The 16,472-nt window shown below is 42.9% G+C and carries 18 protein-coding genes; 9 read left to right on the top strand and 9 right to left on the bottom strand.

Going from position 1 to position 16,472, the window contains the following annotated elements:
* On the top strand, nt 1–263 hold a 263-nt coding region (locus PMAL9190_RS20250; RefSeq protein WP_087846796.1), incomplete at its 5' end, for a hypothetical protein.
* Between the two features lie 103 nt (nt 264–366).
* Here the strand turns inward: PMAL9190_RS20250 and asnC are convergent.
* A complete protein-coding gene (gene asnC, locus PMAL9190_RS18910) occupies nt 367–828 on the bottom strand; it encodes a transcriptional regulator AsnC (protein ID WP_060998630.1) in 462 nt (153 codons plus the stop codon).
* 177 nt (nt 829–1,005) lie between these two features.
* On the opposite strand from asnC, the gene PMAL9190_RS18905 reads away from it, so the two are divergent.
* Complete coding sequence (locus tag PMAL9190_RS18905) at nt 1,006–1,794, top strand: class I SAM-dependent methyltransferase (RefSeq protein WP_087846794.1); 789 nt, start codon at nt 1,006–1,008, stop codon at nt 1,792–1,794.
* Between the two features lie 102 nt (nt 1,795–1,896).
* Nucleotides 1,897–2,364: a hypothetical protein gene (locus PMAL9190_RS18900; protein ID WP_087846792.1), complete on the top strand. Its 468-nt coding sequence runs from the start codon at nt 1,897–1,899 to the stop codon at nt 2,362–2,364.
* Nucleotides 2,365–2,704: 340 nt separating this feature from the next.
* On the opposite strand, the gene PMAL9190_RS18895 is transcribed toward PMAL9190_RS18900, so the two are convergent.
* The 4 genes from PMAL9190_RS18895 to hemC are packed head-to-tail and all read right to left on the bottom strand — an operon-like array spanning nt 2,705 to nt 6,903.
* A complete protein-coding gene (locus PMAL9190_RS18895; RefSeq protein WP_087846790.1) occupies nt 2,705–3,892 on the bottom strand; it encodes a heme biosynthesis HemY N-terminal domain-containing protein in 1,188 nt (395 codons plus the stop codon).
* Complete coding sequence (hemX, locus tag PMAL9190_RS18890; protein WP_087846788.1) at nt 3,892–5,208, bottom strand: uroporphyrinogen-III C-methyltransferase; 1,317 nt, start codon at nt 5,206–5,208, stop codon at nt 3,892–3,894. Before hemX ends, PMAL9190_RS18895 begins: the two co-directional genes overlap by 1 nt.
* Nucleotides 5,209–5,221: 13 nt before the next feature.
* The gene (locus tag PMAL9190_RS18885) at nt 5,222–5,971 is read right to left on the bottom strand and encodes a uroporphyrinogen-III synthase (RefSeq protein ID WP_087846786.1); all 750 of its coding nucleotides are present in this window, start codon (nt 5,969–5,971) and stop codon (nt 5,222–5,224) included.
* Nucleotides 5,971–6,903 (bottom strand): hydroxymethylbilane synthase, encoded by a 933-nt coding sequence (hemC, locus tag PMAL9190_RS18880; RefSeq protein ID WP_087846802.1) that lies wholly within the window; start codon nt 6,901–6,903, stop codon nt 5,971–5,973. The genes PMAL9190_RS18885 and hemC overlap by 1 nt, the downstream gene beginning before the upstream one ends.
* 397 nt (nt 6,904–7,300) lie before the next feature.
* On the opposite strand from hemC, the gene PMAL9190_RS18875 reads away from it, so the two are divergent.
* Nucleotides 7,301–9,859, top strand: a complete 2,559-nt coding sequence (locus PMAL9190_RS18875; protein ID WP_087846785.1) for a class I adenylate cyclase — start codon at nt 7,301–7,303, stop codon at nt 9,857–9,859.
* Between the two features lie 81 nt (nt 9,860–9,940).
* Here the strand turns inward: PMAL9190_RS18875 and cyaY are convergent, their stop codons facing one another.
* Entirely contained in the window at nt 9,941–10,252 is a 312-nt protein-coding gene (cyaY, locus tag PMAL9190_RS18870) for an iron donor protein CyaY (protein WP_087846783.1), read from the bottom strand.
* Nucleotides 10,253–10,330: 78 nt separating this feature from the next.
* On the opposite strand from cyaY, the gene lptM reads away from it, so the two are divergent.
* The 5 genes from lptM to yigB all read left to right on the top strand — a co-directional run bounded on the left by lptM (nt 10,331) and on the right by yigB (nt 14,355).
* Nucleotides 10,331–10,447 (top strand): LPS translocon maturation chaperone LptM, encoded by a 117-nt coding sequence (lptM, locus tag PMAL9190_RS18865; protein WP_082732172.1) that lies wholly within the window; start codon nt 10,331–10,333, stop codon nt 10,445–10,447.
* A 66-nt stretch (nt 10,448–10,513) separates the two neighbouring features.
* On the top strand, nt 10,514–11,764 hold the full coding sequence (gene lysA / locus PMAL9190_RS18860; protein ID WP_087846781.1) for a diaminopimelate decarboxylase: 1,251 nt from the start codon (nt 10,514–10,516) through the stop codon (nt 11,762–11,764).
* Nucleotides 11,765–11,803: 39 nt separating this feature from the next.
* Nucleotides 11,804–12,634 (top strand): diaminopimelate epimerase, encoded by an 831-nt coding sequence (dapF, locus tag PMAL9190_RS18855; RefSeq protein ID WP_087846779.1) that lies wholly within the window; start codon nt 11,804–11,806, stop codon nt 12,632–12,634.
* 51 nt (nt 12,635–12,685) lie between these two features.
* Nucleotides 12,686–13,594 (top strand): tyrosine recombinase XerC, encoded by a 909-nt coding sequence (xerC, locus tag PMAL9190_RS18850; protein WP_200813446.1) that lies wholly within the window; start codon nt 12,686–12,688, stop codon nt 13,592–13,594.
* A 32-nt stretch (nt 13,595–13,626) separates the two neighbouring features.
* Nucleotides 13,627–14,355, top strand: a complete 729-nt coding sequence (yigB, locus tag PMAL9190_RS18845) for a 5-amino-6-(5-phospho-D-ribitylamino)uracil phosphatase YigB (protein ID WP_087846800.1) — start codon at nt 13,627–13,629, stop codon at nt 14,353–14,355.
* A 20-nt stretch (nt 14,356–14,375) separates the two neighbouring features.
* Here yigB and PMAL9190_RS18840 read toward each other — a convergent pair whose 3' ends face one another.
* From PMAL9190_RS18840 to bufB, 3 genes are read right to left on the bottom strand one after another with little or no spacing between them, the layout of a single operon-like run.
* Complete coding sequence (locus tag PMAL9190_RS18840; protein ID WP_087846775.1) at nt 14,376–14,834, bottom strand: DoxX family protein; 459 nt, start codon at nt 14,832–14,834, stop codon at nt 14,376–14,378.
* Nucleotides 14,827–15,630 carry an HvfC/BufC N-terminal domain-containing protein gene (locus PMAL9190_RS18835; RefSeq protein ID WP_087846773.1) on the bottom strand — a complete coding sequence of 268 codons (804 nt, stop codon included), beginning with the start codon at nt 15,628–15,630 and terminating at the stop codon, nt 14,827–14,829. Before PMAL9190_RS18835 ends, PMAL9190_RS18840 begins: the two co-directional genes overlap by 8 nt.
* Nucleotides 15,605–16,468 carry an MNIO family bufferin maturase gene (gene bufB, locus PMAL9190_RS18830; RefSeq protein WP_370738788.1) on the bottom strand — a complete coding sequence of 288 codons (864 nt, stop codon included), beginning with the start codon at nt 16,466–16,468 and terminating at the stop codon, nt 15,605–15,607. The genes PMAL9190_RS18835 and bufB overlap by 26 nt, the downstream gene beginning before the upstream one ends.
* Between the last annotated feature and the right edge of the window lie 4 nt (nt 16,469–16,472).

Below are 16,472 nucleotides of genomic sequence, written 5' to 3'. Positions count from 1 at the left end.
TGCCAGAGAATATCGTCGTTGAGGTGAGTAACGACAGAAGTTCACCCAAAAAAGTCACAATAAAAGCCTATTGTAATGAAAAGAAAAAACTCCCAAGTGCCGTCAACATTTCATTAGAACAATATGAATCAGTTGGTCTGGTTCAATCTTTAACGAATATTGAAAATAACAGCAACAATCAGCTACTTATTGATAAGTGTAAAGCGTTACTTGAGTTCATAGCTTCAGGTGCAACTATTCGCATGAATTGTTATGCAAGGTAAAAACGGCCATCCGTCGATGGGCTTTTTTCACTATCAGAGGTCGATTTAAAATAAATCTCTTTGGTTATTGTTTTGATTTATTTTAAATCGACCTCAATGAACGCTATGGTTTGACGTTTCGATTTATCGGGTTTTGCAATGAGATCAAGGTTTCAGTCGATTGAACTTCCTCAATCGCTTGCAGTTTATTGATCAGTACATGCTGTAACTCTTCAATTGAGTGGCACATCAATTTTACGAAAATATTGTAAGCGCCAGTGGTGTAATAAGCTTCTACCACTTCATCAAGTTGATTGAGTTTCTCTAGTGCCGAGTGGTAATCACGCGCAGCATAAAGATTGATACCAATAAAACAACATACGTCATAGCCTAATAATTTGGGGTTCACTATCACTTCAGTGCCGGTAATTATTTGAGAGGCTCGCATTTTTTCAACCCGTACATGGACGGTGGCAGGGCTAACATTAAATCTTTTTGCCATTTCAGCGTAGGGTACTCGTGCATCTGTCATCAATGCGTTGAGAATATCGCGATCTAAATCATCGATGCGCACAGCTCCGTTCATCACAATTCCTTTTTGGCTCGCTAAGTTATTCGCAGGCTGCGATCTTGGACTATCTTATCCTTATGTTAGGTGGTGATACCAGAGCCAAGCGTGATTTGTGATGCTATAATTCGCCGCCTATAGCATCTATTACCTATGATTGAGCGGAATAGAAAGTGTTTGATATCGGAGAATGCAGTGCAACTAGCCTTACTTTGTGAAGTTCCTCAACGTCAGTCTGAATTAGATCAACTCGCCGCCCGCTGGGGATTGACGCATGATGAGCACAGTTGCTTTGCGTTAGTATTAACAGCGAATCAACTCGAGTTGCGTAAGTTAGATGAGCCTAAATTAGGGGCTGTTTTTGTTGATTTGGCCAGTGGTGCAGTAGCCCATCGACGTAAATTTGGTGGTGGCCGCGGTCAGGCGATTGCTAAAGCGGTGGGATTGAAAAATGGTATTACGCCAACAGTGCTTGATGCGACTGCGGGTTTAGGACGTGATGCGTTTGTATTGGCTTCACTAGGTTGTAAGGTTCAACTGGTTGAACGCCATCCGGTGGTAGCGGCATTACTTGATGATGGTTTAGCCCGTGCTAAAGCAGATCCTGAAATTGGTCATTGGGTCAGTGAACGGATGCAATTACTGCACGCATCGAGTCAAGATGCTTTATTACAATTGGCTGCCGATAACGATTTTATTGCCCCTGACGTTATTTACTTAGATCCAATGTATCCCCATAAAAAGAAATCAGCATTAGTTAAAAAGGAAATGCGAGTTTTCCAAACTTTAGTCGGTGCTGATTTAGATGCTGATGAATTGTTTGCGCCTGCGTATGCGTTAGCTACTAAACGGATTGTGGTTAAGCGTCCAGATTATGCGGAGTTTTTAGCTAACGCTAAGCCTTCGATGGCAATTGAAACTAAGAAAAACCGCTTTGATATTTATGTCAAAGCAGGCATGAAAACTACCGATACTCACAAATAAAACGTTACATATTTAATGCTCATCAACACATTCATCACTGGAATTACGAATCATTATCGTTTAATGTCGTGATTCTGGTGAGTGTTGAGTGAGGATGCGTTGATGGTGAAGTCATTGTGTAAATATCGTCGAGCTGAAATTGCCGATCAATTTGCGACAATCACAAAAATTGTCAGTGAGCCTAAATTTATTTGTGCGAGCTGTACGCGAGTTGCGAGTGATAAAGACTATTTATGTAAGCCAAGTCGCTTAACCAATGCCGCACCTTCAACTGCAGTGTCAACGCCGGCTTCGGTTATTAGTTTGGCGGCAACAGCACCTGCGGCACCTGTGATCATGAATATTCACAGTTTGCCAAGGCCGACGGCTGTTGGCCAAAGTCGAATTGAGATGGTGAGTGTAGTTGAGCAAACTGAGGTTGTTGAGCTGCCCGATGAATTGCTTAAGCAGACTGATAAACTAAAAAAATTAGCCAAGAAAAAAACCAAACAATTAAAAAAAGCGGCTAAAGCGATGGCAAAATTTGATAAACAATTACGTAAAACCAAGCAAGCTTTGGGATTAACATAATTGGTTATGACTAAATTACACCTATAAAAAAGCCTCCATTTTAGGAGGCTTTTTTATAGGTGTTCATTAATCAGCGTGCTTAATTAATACAGCCATCATTACGCCAACAATCACTGACACCATAATACCTGAAACAATCAGCCAAGGAAGCATATCCATAACAGTTATCCAAATGTTAAATAAAAAGGGCAGAGTCGCTATTGAAACGTGTTTATCGCCAAGGAGCAATGGGGCAGATATACCTTGTAATGGCTGTTTACATTTGGATACATGTTAATGTGGAAACTGTTATCCAGACGAAAAAAAAGCGCCATAAAGGCGCTTTTTTCAGTTTTAAAACTTACGCTTGATCAGGTTTTGCCAGTTGTAATGCCTGACGTGAAACCTCTGCTGCGGCTTGTTTATCGCCAAGTTGCTCAAGGGTAGCAACTAAATGTGCAAAGTCGGTAACATCTGGGCGTATTGCTATGGCTTTTTCTAAATGTTGTTTCGCAGGTTGCCATTGTTTATCAGCCATTAGCATCTGTCCTAATGCACTTTGTAGTGCAGGGTTGTTACTATTATTGGCTAATAAGTCTTGCAGACTCACAATTGCTGGGTGGCGATCTGGCAGGGTTAACTGTGGCATTAAGCTAATTAAATTCTGCTCAGGGTTTTTCTTGATGGCATCACGCAAGATAGGAAATGCATCAGAATCAGCGTGGCGAACAATCATCTGCTTAACAAAACATGCCACTAAAGCAGGGTTATGTTTGTCTTTACGATTCATACTGTTCCAATAGCTGATTAAACCGTCACTACCGCTTTGTTGACTTAAGTGATGCATTTGACCGCATTGTGCTTGAATGTCTAATTGTGCTTCTTCTGCAGCAGTAATCACACCCGCTTTTGTTAGTTGAGGCAGTAGAGCTTGCAGCGCTTTCCAATCTTCTAACTGTAAGTAGCATTGTTGTAATAAGTTCAGCACCATCGGATTACGTGGGTTGTGTTGATGAACGTCTTGCAAGGTTGCTAATGCTTGTTCAAATTGCTGTTGGCGAAGTTGAAGCTTGGCACGAGTTAGTGATACCGCGAGGTTTTCTGTGTCTTGCTCTGCGGCCAGCAGTAAATACTGGTCACGTTGTTGAGTTTTACCAAGCCCTTGTGCAGCTTCTGCTGCGGCTAAGTAGTTTAGAATCGGCGCGTCACTGTATTTAGCTGACTTAGAAAGCATTTTTTCTGCAGCTTTCCAATCACCTTCAGCAACTTTTAAGAGTCCTTCGGCGGTATTACGACGAGCTTTACGGACTTGACGGCCACTGAACCAACCACGGGTTGAGCTACCAAAAGAAAATAGGCGGCGCAGAATAAACTCAAGCACAAAAAAGATCGCAACGATAGCAATTGCGACAATAATAAGCGTGGTTAAACTCATCTCGATGGTTTGATTGGCAAACGAGATCAACACATAGCCTTGATGACCTGCAAGATCGGGGCTGACAATGATACCGGCAATCAGAGCGATGACCAATAACAACAATTTAACCATTATTTGGTTTCCTCTTTAACAGTGCTAGTTACTGCTGCAGATGTTGCTGGTGCAGGCTTTTCTAGCGGCATCACTTTTTTTGTTGTAGTTGATGGTGTTGCAGCCGATGACGTTGCGCTAACTGCATCAGTTTTTATCAATTTTAGTGCTTTGGGTTGTGGCTTAGGTTGTGCTTTAGCTGGCGTTGTTGCATCACTCAGCGCTGACATTTTATTGCGTAACACTTGGTTGACCAACTTGGTGATCATCGCTTGTGATTGCAATTTAGCCGGATAATCTACCGCTACATTTTGTTGTGCGAGTTGCTGTAAGCCTGCAATAAAGCTTTGAGTTTTCGGTGATGATAAGTCGTAATACTGTTGCGCCCATTTGATTGCAGTTGTTAGAGAGTCACGGTAAATTTGCCCCTGATCACGGTATACAGCTGCAATTGCGGTTTCAAGTTTGTTGGTGAGATTTTGTTGTAGATAGAAATCTTGCTGCGGTGACAATAACGGTACCACACTACCATCACGCTTACGGTAAGTAATAAAATGCTCACTAAAATTCTTTAATGAGGTCATTAAATTATCTTTCCAATCATCAACAGACTGGCTAACGGTTGGGTTTTGTTGCGGCTCAGCTTTGGCTAATACAGCGTTGGCTAATGGTAGGCTACCAATGCTGTTTTCAAGGCTGTTAAGGCGTAATACGATGCCATCACGATCAACAATGGTGATTGATTTTAGCGCAGTGATGTCATTGCTCATTGCTTGACGTAGGTCTTTAAGACTTGGGTCATTAAGCTCAGCAATACGATGATCTGCAGCTTCCAATAGTAGGGTTGCACTAGTCACGTCATGTTCTAGCCATAGCTTACGTCCAGCCATCTTAACTAAGTAATCCGCTTCTGCTAATAACCAATCATTAGGCTCTTGGCCTTTTAGATCGGCGATAGCTGTTTGAAGTGAATCAATTGATTTTTGCTGCTGACTAATGCCTTGCTCAACATTTTGTTGGGTTGTGCGTAGTTCATTATTGACCATGCCAAGGGTTTGCTGTTGATCAGCTTGCATGGCAGCTTTCATGGTTGCGATTTGTTGCTGTAGGGCCGCAACTTGTTGCTGTTGCTGAAGTCCTTGCTGATGACCATGATAGTAAAGACCACCACCAAGAGCCAATACTAGTGCAATCGCAACCCAACCGGTTTTGCTACCAGATTTTTTTTGTTTAGTCGCTGGTGGCGCTGTTTTGGTTGTTTTTGAAGCAGTAACCGCAGGCTTATCTTTAGTTGATGGCGCAGCGGTTGGGTTTGTGTTTGTTGTTTTGTCTGTCATCCTAATTATTCCGTTAGCTTACGTTGCTTTTTAGGAACGTGAATAACGCCTGATTAGCGGCGCTTCCCACGGTGGAAATATGTCTGTAGCCAAGCGTCGATGCTTGATCTGCGACCCGTTGACTTGGTACGAAAAGGTGGCAATTATAAAACCAAGTCAAACTCTCAGTTGGGATTAATCCCGTTAAGTATATTAATTGTTCACAGCTAGTGACAACTAGAGCCTGTATCTGCTGTTGTTGCCATTGTTGGACTAATGGTGTTGCATCGAGAGCAAGCCAGCAGCGTTGATAAGTTTCACAATAACTGACTTGGGCATGGCGAGCGGTTAATGCTTGATAGATTAACTCGCGTCCACCATTACCTCGTAAGATTAATACCCTACGTTGGCGAATATTAGCAAGTTCAGGTAACGCTAATAGCGCCTCGCTATCATGGCGTCCCTCAGGCGAACTCACTGGTTGTTGACAGGCTTTGGCTAATGCTGCTGCAGTCTTGTCGCCAACGGCTATATAATGCATGTTTTTTGGCCATTCTGCACCTTGTGATATCAAGTAATCAGCTGCAAAACGTACCGCATGATAGCTAACTGCAATGATATAGTCACCTGGTTGCAGTTGTTGAATTTGTTCTATTAATCTATTTATATATTTCCCTTGCTGAACCTCAAGTAGAGGCTGAGCAATCGCGCTGATCCCCACTTGATTAAGTTGTGCGACCAATTGATCGCACTCTGGTGCTGGACGGGTGATCAGCACTGTCATTAGGCGTTACCGTATAAACGATCAAGAATGTCTTTAGCACCTTTAGCCAATAATTCATCAGCTAACGTTTCACCTAATTGCTCTGCCGCTGTAATTGGGCCACTGATTTCAGCGCGAACAATGGTACTGCCGTCAGGCTCGCCCACTAATGCACGTAGCCAAATGGTATCGCCTTGCAGTTCTGAATAACTACCAATAGGCACTTGGCAACCACCTTGAAGACGGTTATTCATCGCGCGCTCACACAGAACACGGGTTGCGGTAGGTTGGTGATTTAGCGGAGCAAGTAACTCACGTACGCGTTGATCATTTAGACGACATTCAATACCTACAGCACCTTGGCCTACCGCAGGTAAGCTCGTTTCTGGTGCAATTTCACTGCGAATACGATCGCTCATTTTAAGGCGTTTTAGTCCAGCTGCCGCTAAAATAATTGCATCATATTGGCCTTCGTCAAGCTTGCGCAGGCGAGTGTTCACATTACCGCGTAGGTCGTTAACGATCAGATCTGGACGTTGAGCGCGTAATTGGCATTGACGGCGCAGGCTTGATGTTCCCACAATCGCGCCTTGAGGTAAGTCATCAAGAGAATCATAGTTATTTGACACAAAGGCATCACGTGGGTCTTCACGCTCACAAATAGTGACTAACCCTAATCCCTCTGGAAATTCGACAGGCACATCTTTCATTGAGTGCACGGCGATATCTGCGCGACCTTCAAGCATCGCTACTTCAAGTTCTTTAACAAATAAGCCTTTACCGCCCACTTTTGCTAAAGGAGTATCTAAAATGATGTCGCCTTTTGTTACCATAGGTAGCAGTTCAACAACGAGCCCTGGATGAGCTTGTTCGAGTTCAGCTTTGACGAACTCAGCTTGCCACATGGCTAATGGGCTTTTGCGTGTAGCAATACGAATCGGTTGTGTTGTCATCATAGTAAAGAGGGTCCGTTAATCAAGGTTATGATTTTTTATGCTTGGTATCGTACCACTACCTAAGCATGGATGATAATTCGTGTATTGCGGTTCCTGATTTCAAGCGTTATTGTGTAGTCAGCAACAATACAAAATGTGATATTTATCGCAATAAGTCATTGCGCGGTTTCTAGTTGCAGTGTGATCAACTGTTGTTAGTTATTACCGCGATGAATAGCCTGATAATCACGGATGAATCATAGATAGTTGTTACTGAGGCAAGCTTGGCATTATCTTTACCGTAGGTATTAAAAATGATACATTGATCACGTTTTTTTCTTATTTTGAATAAAATTTACGCTATTAATGTCAAACTGCGGGCCGCACTAACACTGCTAGCTCTTGGAAGAGTAATTTGCAAAATTATATCAAGACGCTAAAAGGTAGACTGGACTCACTGACTGAGCTTCGTATTGAACGTGCGCGCTTAGCAATGAATGAGCCGTCGGTACAGGTTTTTGATCTGTTACCTGTCTTATTACATTATAACCACCCAGCCTTGCCGGGGTATCTTGATCAACAAGTACCTCAGGGAATTGCGCATTTTATCGTTACTGACGTGCAGCAGCAATTTGTTAATGATTGCGCGCGAAGTGCAGCAATGCCGGTTGAGCCACTTGTGGTCGATGACGCCGACTGCCCCATTACTGGTCTTTATGCCATGGGTAGTACTTCTTCTATGGGGCAAAGTCTTACCAGTGATCTCGATATTTGGGTCTGCATTCCTACGTCATTAAATAGCCACACGCGTGAAGCATTAGATCGTAAATGCCACTTAGTTTCCCAATGGGCGATGGAACAAGGCGTTGAAGCCAACTTCTTTTTGATCGATGAAAACCGTTTTCGAGACAACTTTTCAGAGGCCATGACCGGTGAAAACTGTGGTTCAAGTCAGCATTTATTGTTGCTTGATGAGTTTTATCGTTCAGCCGTCTGTTTAGCTGGATTACCATTATTATGGTTTATGGTGCCACCAGAGATGGAAGAGTGCTATGACCAATATATCGATGGTCTTGTCGCTCAAGGTTATATTCAACGCGACCAATGGATTGATTTTGGTGGCTTGATGCGTATTCCTGCTGAAGAATATTTTGGTTCCAGTTTATGGCAGTTATACAAAAGTATCGATTCGCCCTATAAATCGGTATTAAAAGCGATTCTGCTTGAAGCCTATTCATGGGAATACCCACATACTCAATTATTAAGTCTTGATGGTAAGCGTCGCTTCTTTGCTGAAGATCGCAGTGAATACTGCATGGATGCTTATTATTTAATGCTTGAGAAAGTGACCCGTTATTTAGAGCGTATTGATGATCATCGTCGTCTCGATTTAGTCCGTCGCTGCTTCTATCTTAAAACCCATGAGAAATTAACCCGTAAGCCAACGTCTGGCTCTGTGGTGTGGCGACGACGTGCGCTGCAGCATTTAACCGAGCAATGGCAATGGTCGACTGATGTTGTGGCTGAACTTGATAATCGCCGTAATTGGAAGGTTGCTCAAGTAAAGCAAGCTCATAACGAGTTGCTTGATGCATTGATGCTTAGTTATCGAAATCTGATTCGCTTTGCGCGTCGTAATGATATTACCTCGGCGATTAGTCCAGAAGATATTAGTATTCTGGCGCGTAAATTATATGCTGCTTTTGAGGTATTACCCGGTAAGGTTACGTTATTAAATCCGCAAATATCACCGGATTTACACGAACCTGATCTGACGTTTATTCAAGTACCTGAAGGGCGAACCAATACCGCAGGTTGGTATTTATATAAACAACCGATTGAAGCGAAATATATTTTAGGCCAACCATCGTTAGAGCATAACCGCTATCTGTCAAAGTTAGTGGCATGGAGCTACTTTAATGGCTTGTTGACCGAGTCGACCCACTTACACACAGTGGCGCGTAACGCTGATATGGATTTAGATAAACTGTATCAATTGGTGAGTGATATTCGTAATACCTTTCCAATTCGTCGTCCACATCCTGGTTTACAAGCGTTGTCGAGCCCGTGTGAAATTCGCCAATTAGGGTTGTTTGTTAATTTAGAAAACGATCCAACCACAGAGCTAAAAAATCGTTCGGTACGATTTGATTTTAAAACCACCGATATCTTCAGCTATGGCCCTGAGCAAAAGTGCTTAGTCGGCAGTGTCGACTTAGTCTATCGTAACTCCTGGAATGAAGTGCGTACTCTGAATTTCAGTGGTAATTATGCGATGCTTGATGCGTTGAAAACCATGTTGGGCAAAATGCACCACGATGCGATTCCACCTGAAGCGATTGATGTGTTTTGTTACAGCAAACATATGCGCGGTTTAATTCGTAATGTGGTTTATCAATTGGTAGCTGAGTGCATTGAAATGCGCCTAAAACCGGTTGAAGAGGAAAAGCGCCGTCGCTTTAAAGCGGTCCATATCGCTGATGAAACCTATGGCTTATTTTTTGAACGTCGCGGTGTTTCAGTGCAGCGACTTGAAAACTCAGTTGATTTTTATAGCTGTATTTCATCAAATAAAGTCAGTGATATACCTAAAGTGGTGATGGGGAAAACCGATGAGCCGCATCCACCTGAAATTGTTGATGCTTATGCCAGTGAGGGGTTGATTCAGTTCTTTTTTGAAGATTGTGATCAAGGTTTCAATATCTATATTTTAGATGAAACCAATCAAATGGAAGTGTATCGCCAGTGCAATGGCAATAAAGATGAAATGGTCCATGGTGTGAACCGTTTTTATACCTCATCACAAGATCGTTTTAGCTATAGTGCTAATTTCATCAATTTCAATTTGCCGCAGTTTTACGATATTGCGCATAATGATAAAGGTGAATTGCAAGTATTGCCGTTTAAAAGTGGCCAAGTAAGCCGTCGTAATGACAATACTGAAGCAACAAATAATGGTATTAATCTTAATTAACGCGGTGAGTGTTAATTAACCTTGAAAAAAGCCTTCATTTTTTGAAGGCTTTTTTTATTGCTGCGATCAATCTCATTGAGATTACCAAGTGACATTTTCACCGGCATGGAGGCTGCATTCTTGCTTAAGTAGTGCAAAAAATTCTTTGTCACTACGGGTGCAACGCCATTCGCTACCTGTGTATTTAAAATGGTAACCACCTGATTTTGAAGCTAACCATAACTCGTGCAGTGGTTCTTGACGGTTAATAACGATTTGGCTGCGGTTAGCAAACTCTAAAGTCAGTACGTTACCTGTGGTTTCTGGTTCAATATCAACACCGGATTCATCGATGCCTTCTTCGATCTGCATTAGTGCTAGATCGGCCAGTTGGTGGAATTCAGTATCATTCATCCTATTGCGTCCTATTGCATTTCTTGTTCTTGGTGCGATTATAGAGGTCATTGAAATGATAATCACTGGCTTTGAATTATGCATAAAGGTTTATTAGCAATTTTGGTCTTCGGATCGTTAATTTTAACTGGCTGTGGCCAAAGTGGCCCACTTTACATGCCAAAAGATGCACCACAACAACATCAACCACAATAATAAGACCGCTGCGATGATGATTAAATAGCAGCTTAATAGTCAACAAGACAGGGAAGGAAATAAGCATTGGATTATTTTAATTATCAGCAAGACGGACAACTATGGGCTGAAGAGGTGGCGCTAGCTGAATTAGCTGCACAATATGGTACGCCACTTTATGTTTACTCACGCGCCACGCTTGAGCGTCATTGGCATGCGTTCGATCAAGCTGTTGCCACTCAGCCGCATTTGATTTGTTATGCAGTTAAAGCAAACTCTAACCTTGGAGTGCTCAATGTGTTGGCACGGTTAGGATCCGGGTTTGATATTGTGTCTTTGGGTGAACTCGAGCGAGTATTGGCTGCTGGTGGTGATCCTGCCAAGGTGGTTTTTTCTGGTGTTGGTAAAACAGCGCTTGAAATGCAGCGCGCATTAGAGCTTGGGATTAAATGTTTTAATGTTGAATCGGAGCCTGAATTAGAACGCTTAAATCATGTTGCGGGCCAATTAGGTAAAATTGCTCCTATTTCATTGCGTATTAACCCCGATGTTGATGCCAATACCCATCCATATATTTCAACGGGACTGCGAGACAATAAATTTGGTATTGCTCGTGAGCGAGCGTTAGAAGTCTACCAATTAGCCCATCAATTACCTCACCTTAATGTGGTTGGAATGGATTGTCATATCGGCTCTCAGCTGACCGAAGTACAACCTTTTATTGACGCAACTGAACGATTGTTGGCATTAGTTGATGAGTTAACATCGGTTGGAATAGAGATCAAGCACTTAGATCTCGGTGGTGGCTTAGGGGTAACCTATAACGATGAGCAACCGCCATTACCGGCTGATTATGCGACTGCATTATTAGCGCGCTTAGCTGCTTACCCGCAATTGGAATTAATTTTTGAGCCCGGCCGTGCTATTGCTGCCAATGCCGGAGTATTGCTGACCAAAGTTGAGTTTTTAAAGCATACTGAGCATAAAAATTTTGCCATTGTCGATGCGGCGATGAATGATCTCATTCGACCAACCCTATATTCTGCGTGGCAAGATATTGTGCCGCTAATTCCCCGTCATGGTGAAACTCAGTGTTATGATCTGGTTGGGCCGATTTGTGAAACCGGTGACTTTATTGGTAAAGATCGTCATTTATGTTTGGCTCCTGGCGATGTGTTAGCTGTTAGATCGGCGGGTGCTTATGGCTTCGTAATGGCCTCTAACTATAATTCTCGTCCTCGCGTCGCAGAGGTCATGGTTGATGGTCCACAAGTGCATTTGGTTCGCGCCCGTGAAACGCTAGAGCAACTTTGGCAACATGAATATGTTGTTAAATGATTGTCGTCGCAACTGAAGCTTTAATAATTAAGGAACATCATGCAGATTAATTTTTCCAAAATGCATGGGCTGGGCAATGACTTTGTTGTTGTTGATTGTGTTACACAAAATGTGTTTTTTTCGCCAGATGCGATTCGTCGTTTAGCTGATCGTCATCGCGGAATTGGTTTTGATCAGCTATTAGTTGTTGAACCACCCTATGATCCTGAAACGGATTTTCACTACCGCATTTTTAATGCAGATGGCAGTGAAGTTGAGCAATGTGGCAATGGTGCCCGTTGTTTTGCTCGATTTGTGTCAATGAAAGGATTAACTAATAAATACCATATATCCGTAAGTACTAAAGCGGGCAAAATGGTATTAAAGCTTGAAAGCGATGGTCAAGTAACAGTGAACATGGGGGCGCCGAACTTTGAACCCAATAAAATTCCGATGCGCGCTAAACAGGCTGAGAAAACGTACTTACTGCGAGCAGGTGAGCAAACACTATTTTGTGGTGCTGTGAGTATGGGGAATCCACATTGCGTTACGATTGTTGATGATGTTGATACTGCAGCCGTTGAAAAATTAGGACCGTTACTGGAATCTCATGAGCGTTTTCCTGAGCGCGTTAATGCAGGTTTTATGCAAGTTATTGACCGTGGTACGGTGAAATTGCGAGTATATGAACGCGGTGCTGGTGAAACTCAAGCTTGTGGCAGTGGTGCTTGTGCTGCGGTTGCCGTTGGTCGTAGCCAAGGATTATTGGATGAGAATGTCAAAGTGAGTTTACCTGGTGGCGATTTATATATTCGTTGGGCAGGAGAAGGTAAACCGTTATTTATGACAGGCCCTGTGGCGCATGTCTTTGATGGTCAATTTATTCAATAGTGAAAGCTAACTGTTGTCATAAATATTAATGACACCAATATTGAGGTTTATGTGAGTACGCTTCCTCGAAGTTTTGAACAACCCCTTGAACGTTTTTATGAATATTTGCGTAGTGAGCGTGAGCTTAGTTTGCACACTCAGCAAAATTATAAGCGTCAATTAACCTGCATTGCAGAGCAATTGCTTGAGCTTGGGGTTGAAAATTGGCAGCAAGTTGATGCGGCTTGGGTGCGCCAAATTGCCAGTACGGGGATGCGTAATGGTCTAAAAGCCAGCAGTTTAGCGATGCGACTATCTGCACTGCGAAGTTTTTTTGATTATTTGGTGCATCAGCAAGTATTACCAGCCAATCCAGCTAAAGGGGTCGCCGCCCCTCGTAAAGCACGCCCATTACCGAAAAATTTAGACGTTGATGAAATGAATCAACTGCTAGAAGTGAATGACGATGATCCGTTGGCGATCCGTGATCGGGCGATGATGGAATTAATGTACGGTGCGGGGTTACGTTTATCGGAATTGGTTAACTTAAATGTACGTGATATTAGCTTAAGCAAAGGTGATCTACGAGTGATTGGTAAAGGAGATAAAGAACGAGTCGTCCCCTTTGCTGGTTTAGCGCGAGAGTGGGTTGCTAATTGGCTTAAAGTACGGACTAATATTGCTCATGCTGATGAAAATGGCTTGTTTGTATCTAAGCTTGGTCAGCGTATTTCAAACCGTAATGTTCAAAAAAGAATGGCGGAATGGGGGCAAAAGCAGGCAGTATCAAGCCATATTAATCCACATAAATTACGCCATAGTTTTGCCACTCATATGTTGGAATCCAGTGGTGATCTACGTGCGGTACAAGAATTATTGGGTCATGCCAATTTAACCACTACTCAAATTTATACTCATCTTGATTTTCAACATCTAGCCAAAGTGTATGATGCCGCTCATCCGCGAGCCAAGCGCCGTTAATATTGGTTGGATTACTAATGACAGGAACAACCATGCAATTTTATCGTCACTTAGGCTCGATTAATGCACTGACATTTGATCTTGATGACACCCTTTATGATAACCATCCGGTGATTGTTCGAGCTGAACAAGCGATGTTTGATTGGTTAGCTCAGCTATTACCGTCATCAACCATGCTCAACCGTGATGATTGGCAGCATCTTAAGCAGCAACTGGCTGTGATTGATCCTAGTTTGACGCATGATGTTAGCCAATGGCGTTATGAAACGTTAAAAATTGGTTTAATGCAATTAGGCTGGCGTTTACAAGCTGCTGAATTAGCCGCTCGGCAAGGGTTGGAGTTGGTGTTGGTTGAGCGTAATAAGGTCGATGTACCTGCTGAAACCCATCGTGTGTTGGCGTTATTGAGTGCGCAGCTACCGTTAGTGGCGATCACCAATGGTAATGTTGATCCGCAGCAAATCGGCTTGGCAAAATATTTCAGCGCTATCTATCAAGCAGGGCGTGATGGGTTAGCAAAACCAGCTGCAGATCTGTTTGAGCACGCTATAAATCATTTAGGGTTACCGCCACAACAGATTTTACATGTCGGTGATCACTTGCAAACTGACGTTTTTGGCGCCAAGAAACATGGCTTGCAAGCATGTTGGTATAATGATCAGCGCCGTACATTAACTACTGCTAATGTTAATTGTTTGCCTGATGTCGAAATTAGTCATTTAGCAGAGTTACTGCCGTTAATTGGTATTCCTGCACGCTAAGTTAACGGGGAATAACACCATTATTTGAGAGGATAATGACGAGCTTGGCCTTGATAGAGCCAATGATCGAGTGATAATTTCCCCGCGCCCCAAAAGAGCGTAACCAGTAACATCATTCCCCATAATTGGTGATCATAAAACCCTTGCGGCCATAACGCGGGGTATGACACTACTGCAATAATATTAAACCCAAATAATAACGCTGCCATTGGTCGTGAAAATAATCCGAGCACTAAAAAAATCGGTACGATCAATTCAATCGCAGTGCCACTATAAGCAGCCCATAGCCAAGGTAAAACGGGCACCTGATATTCGTATTCAAATAAATACAGGGTGCTATCCCAACTGCCGTATTTGATCAGCCCTGATTTTAAAAAGGCAATCGCTACCCAAACGCGACTAAACAGTAATAATAACGGTTGTAATGGTTGAGTGAGTTGTTGGAAAAAAGGGTCAATAGTACGTATAAAATTAATCATCGTTGTTCACCTCACCAATATCGTCAATTAAATGGTGGTGTAATAGCTGTGGCAGCAGGGTTAATTGTGATTCGGTGAGCGCGGCGATGGGACGTTGTTGCTGGCAATCGTTCACTAACGCCATTAACTCTGTAGTAACGGTTTGTTGCCACAGCTGCCATTGGAAATGTTGTACCAATACAGCCTGCGGTTGATGAATATCCAACGTCGCTAATTGTTGCTGTTGATGACTGCCATCAGTGTGATTAACGATCTTCCACAGTGTGCCTACTGCAAATTGACTACTAAAAATATGGGTTGATATCGGTATATGAAAATAATATCGCTGCAGATCAAGCGAATGTTGTGGATGTTCCAGTTGGTGTAATTTCTCTAATGGTAGTGCGCCACTATGAGAGGGGGATCGTGATACCACATCACGCAACCATTCTAGTCGCGCAAGATCGACCAAATATGGCAAGCTTGAAACCAATGTTGGTTGAGCTGCAATGGTGTCGCTAAAGTGGTCTCCATATAGAGTGACATCTCCTTGTGGTAGTGGATGATTAAGAATGTGTTGTCGCGCTAATTGCGTAAAACATGCCTCACCAATCATGGCTTTCACGGTTGGATAGACGCTCTCTAATACCTCGGTTAAGCCAACGATAAAATTATTGCAGTATAGTTGCAGCCGTTGCTGAGCGTTAAAATGATCACTGATCACCATCGTTGTTGCGGTGTGAGGTTGATAATGTAACGCCGCTGCAAATTGGTGTTGTAACTGGTGTAGATTAGGCGCTGTTAATGATGCTGGCATGGGCGCGCTCCTTATCGACAATGGCTTGAGCTTTATTCGCTTCGGCAAGTAATATCGCGAGGGTTGGAATATCAGTATCCCACTCAATTAAAGTGGCAATATGGCTGCCATGACAGCGAATCCATTGTTGATACAACTGCCATACGGCATCACTCACGGGCTGGCTGTGAGTATCAATCCAGATTTCACCTTGAGGCAGATGTTTACGTATAAAGCCAGCAAGGTGTATTTCTTGCACTACGGTAGGGTCGATCGCGGCTAAATAGGTTTGGCAATCAAAGCCATGATTAAAGCTACTGACATAAATGTTATTTAAATCTAATAACAGTCCGCAGCCCGTACGTTGCTGGACGGCCATTAAAAATTCCCATTCTGGAATGGTTGAATGTTGAAACTGTAAATAGCTCGATGGATTTTCAATCAGCATTTGTCGATTTAATGTGTGCTGAACTTGATCGACTTTATCGCAAAAATTATCCAGAGCCTCTTCGGTATATGGTAACGGTAAGAGGTCGTTAAAGAATTGGCCGTCAACAGAACTCCAACTAAGGTGATCGGACACTAAAAAGGGGTCAACTTCGCTGATTAATTGCTTAAGTTGTAGTAAATGAGCCATATTAAGGGGATCGGCTGAACCCAATGACAGCCCAATACCATGACAACTAAGCGGATAGTCGGGCAAGAGCTGACGTAATTGTTGGCGTGCTAATGAATCAGGATTGAAATAGTTTTCACTGTGAATTTCTAACCAACCAAGGGCGGGTCGTTGAGTAATCATGTCTTCGATGTGAGGTGAGCGTAAGCCCACCCCAATCGGCTTTTGGGATGAAAAGCCCACCAAA

This window comes from Photobacterium malacitanum (genome assembly GCF_900185615.1).
Classification (GTDB): domain Bacteria; phylum Pseudomonadota; class Gammaproteobacteria; order Enterobacterales; family Vibrionaceae; genus Photobacterium; species Photobacterium malacitanum.
This window is presented reverse-complemented; position numbering and strand designations above follow the sequence as displayed.

Excerpts from the sequence above, each read along its gene's own strand:
- asnC (WP_060998630.1), bottom strand. The coding sequence starts at position 828 with ATGAACGGAGCTGTGCGCATCGATGATTTAGATCGCGATATTCTCAAC.
- PMAL9190_RS18900 (WP_087846792.1), top strand. The coding sequence starts at position 1,897 with ATGGTGAAGTCATTGTGTAAATATCGTCGAGCTGAAATTGCCGATCAA.
- PMAL9190_RS18895 (WP_087846790.1), bottom strand. The coding sequence starts at position 3,892 with ATGGTTAAATTGTTGTTATTGGTCATCGCTCTGATTGCCGGTATCATT.
- hemX (WP_087846788.1), bottom strand. The coding sequence starts at position 5,208 with ATGACAGACAAAACAACAAACACAAACCCAACCGCTGCGCCATCAACT.
- PMAL9190_RS18885 (WP_087846786.1), bottom strand. The coding sequence starts at position 5,971 with ATGACAGTGCTGATCACCCGTCCAGCACCAGAGTGCGATCAATTGGTC.
- hemC (WP_087846802.1), bottom strand. The coding sequence starts at position 6,903 with ATGACAACACAACCGATTCGTATTGCTACACGCAAAAGCCCATTAGCC.
- cyaY (WP_087846783.1), bottom strand. The coding sequence starts at position 10,252 with ATGAATGATACTGAATTCCACCAACTGGCCGATCTAGCACTAATGCAG.
- lptM (WP_082732172.1), top strand. The coding sequence starts at position 10,331 with ATGCATAAAGGTTTATTAGCAATTTTGGTCTTCGGATCGTTAATTTTA.
- dapF (WP_087846779.1), top strand. The coding sequence starts at position 11,804 with ATGCAGATTAATTTTTCCAAAATGCATGGGCTGGGCAATGACTTTGTT.
- yigB (WP_087846800.1), top strand. The coding sequence starts at position 13,627 with ATGCAATTTTATCGTCACTTAGGCTCGATTAATGCACTGACATTTGAT.
- PMAL9190_RS18840 (WP_087846775.1), bottom strand. The coding sequence starts at position 14,834 with ATGATTAATTTTATACGTACTATTGACCCTTTTTTCCAACAACTCACT.
- PMAL9190_RS18835 (WP_087846773.1), bottom strand. The coding sequence starts at position 15,630 with ATGCCAGCATCATTAACAGCGCCTAATCTACACCAGTTACAACACCAA.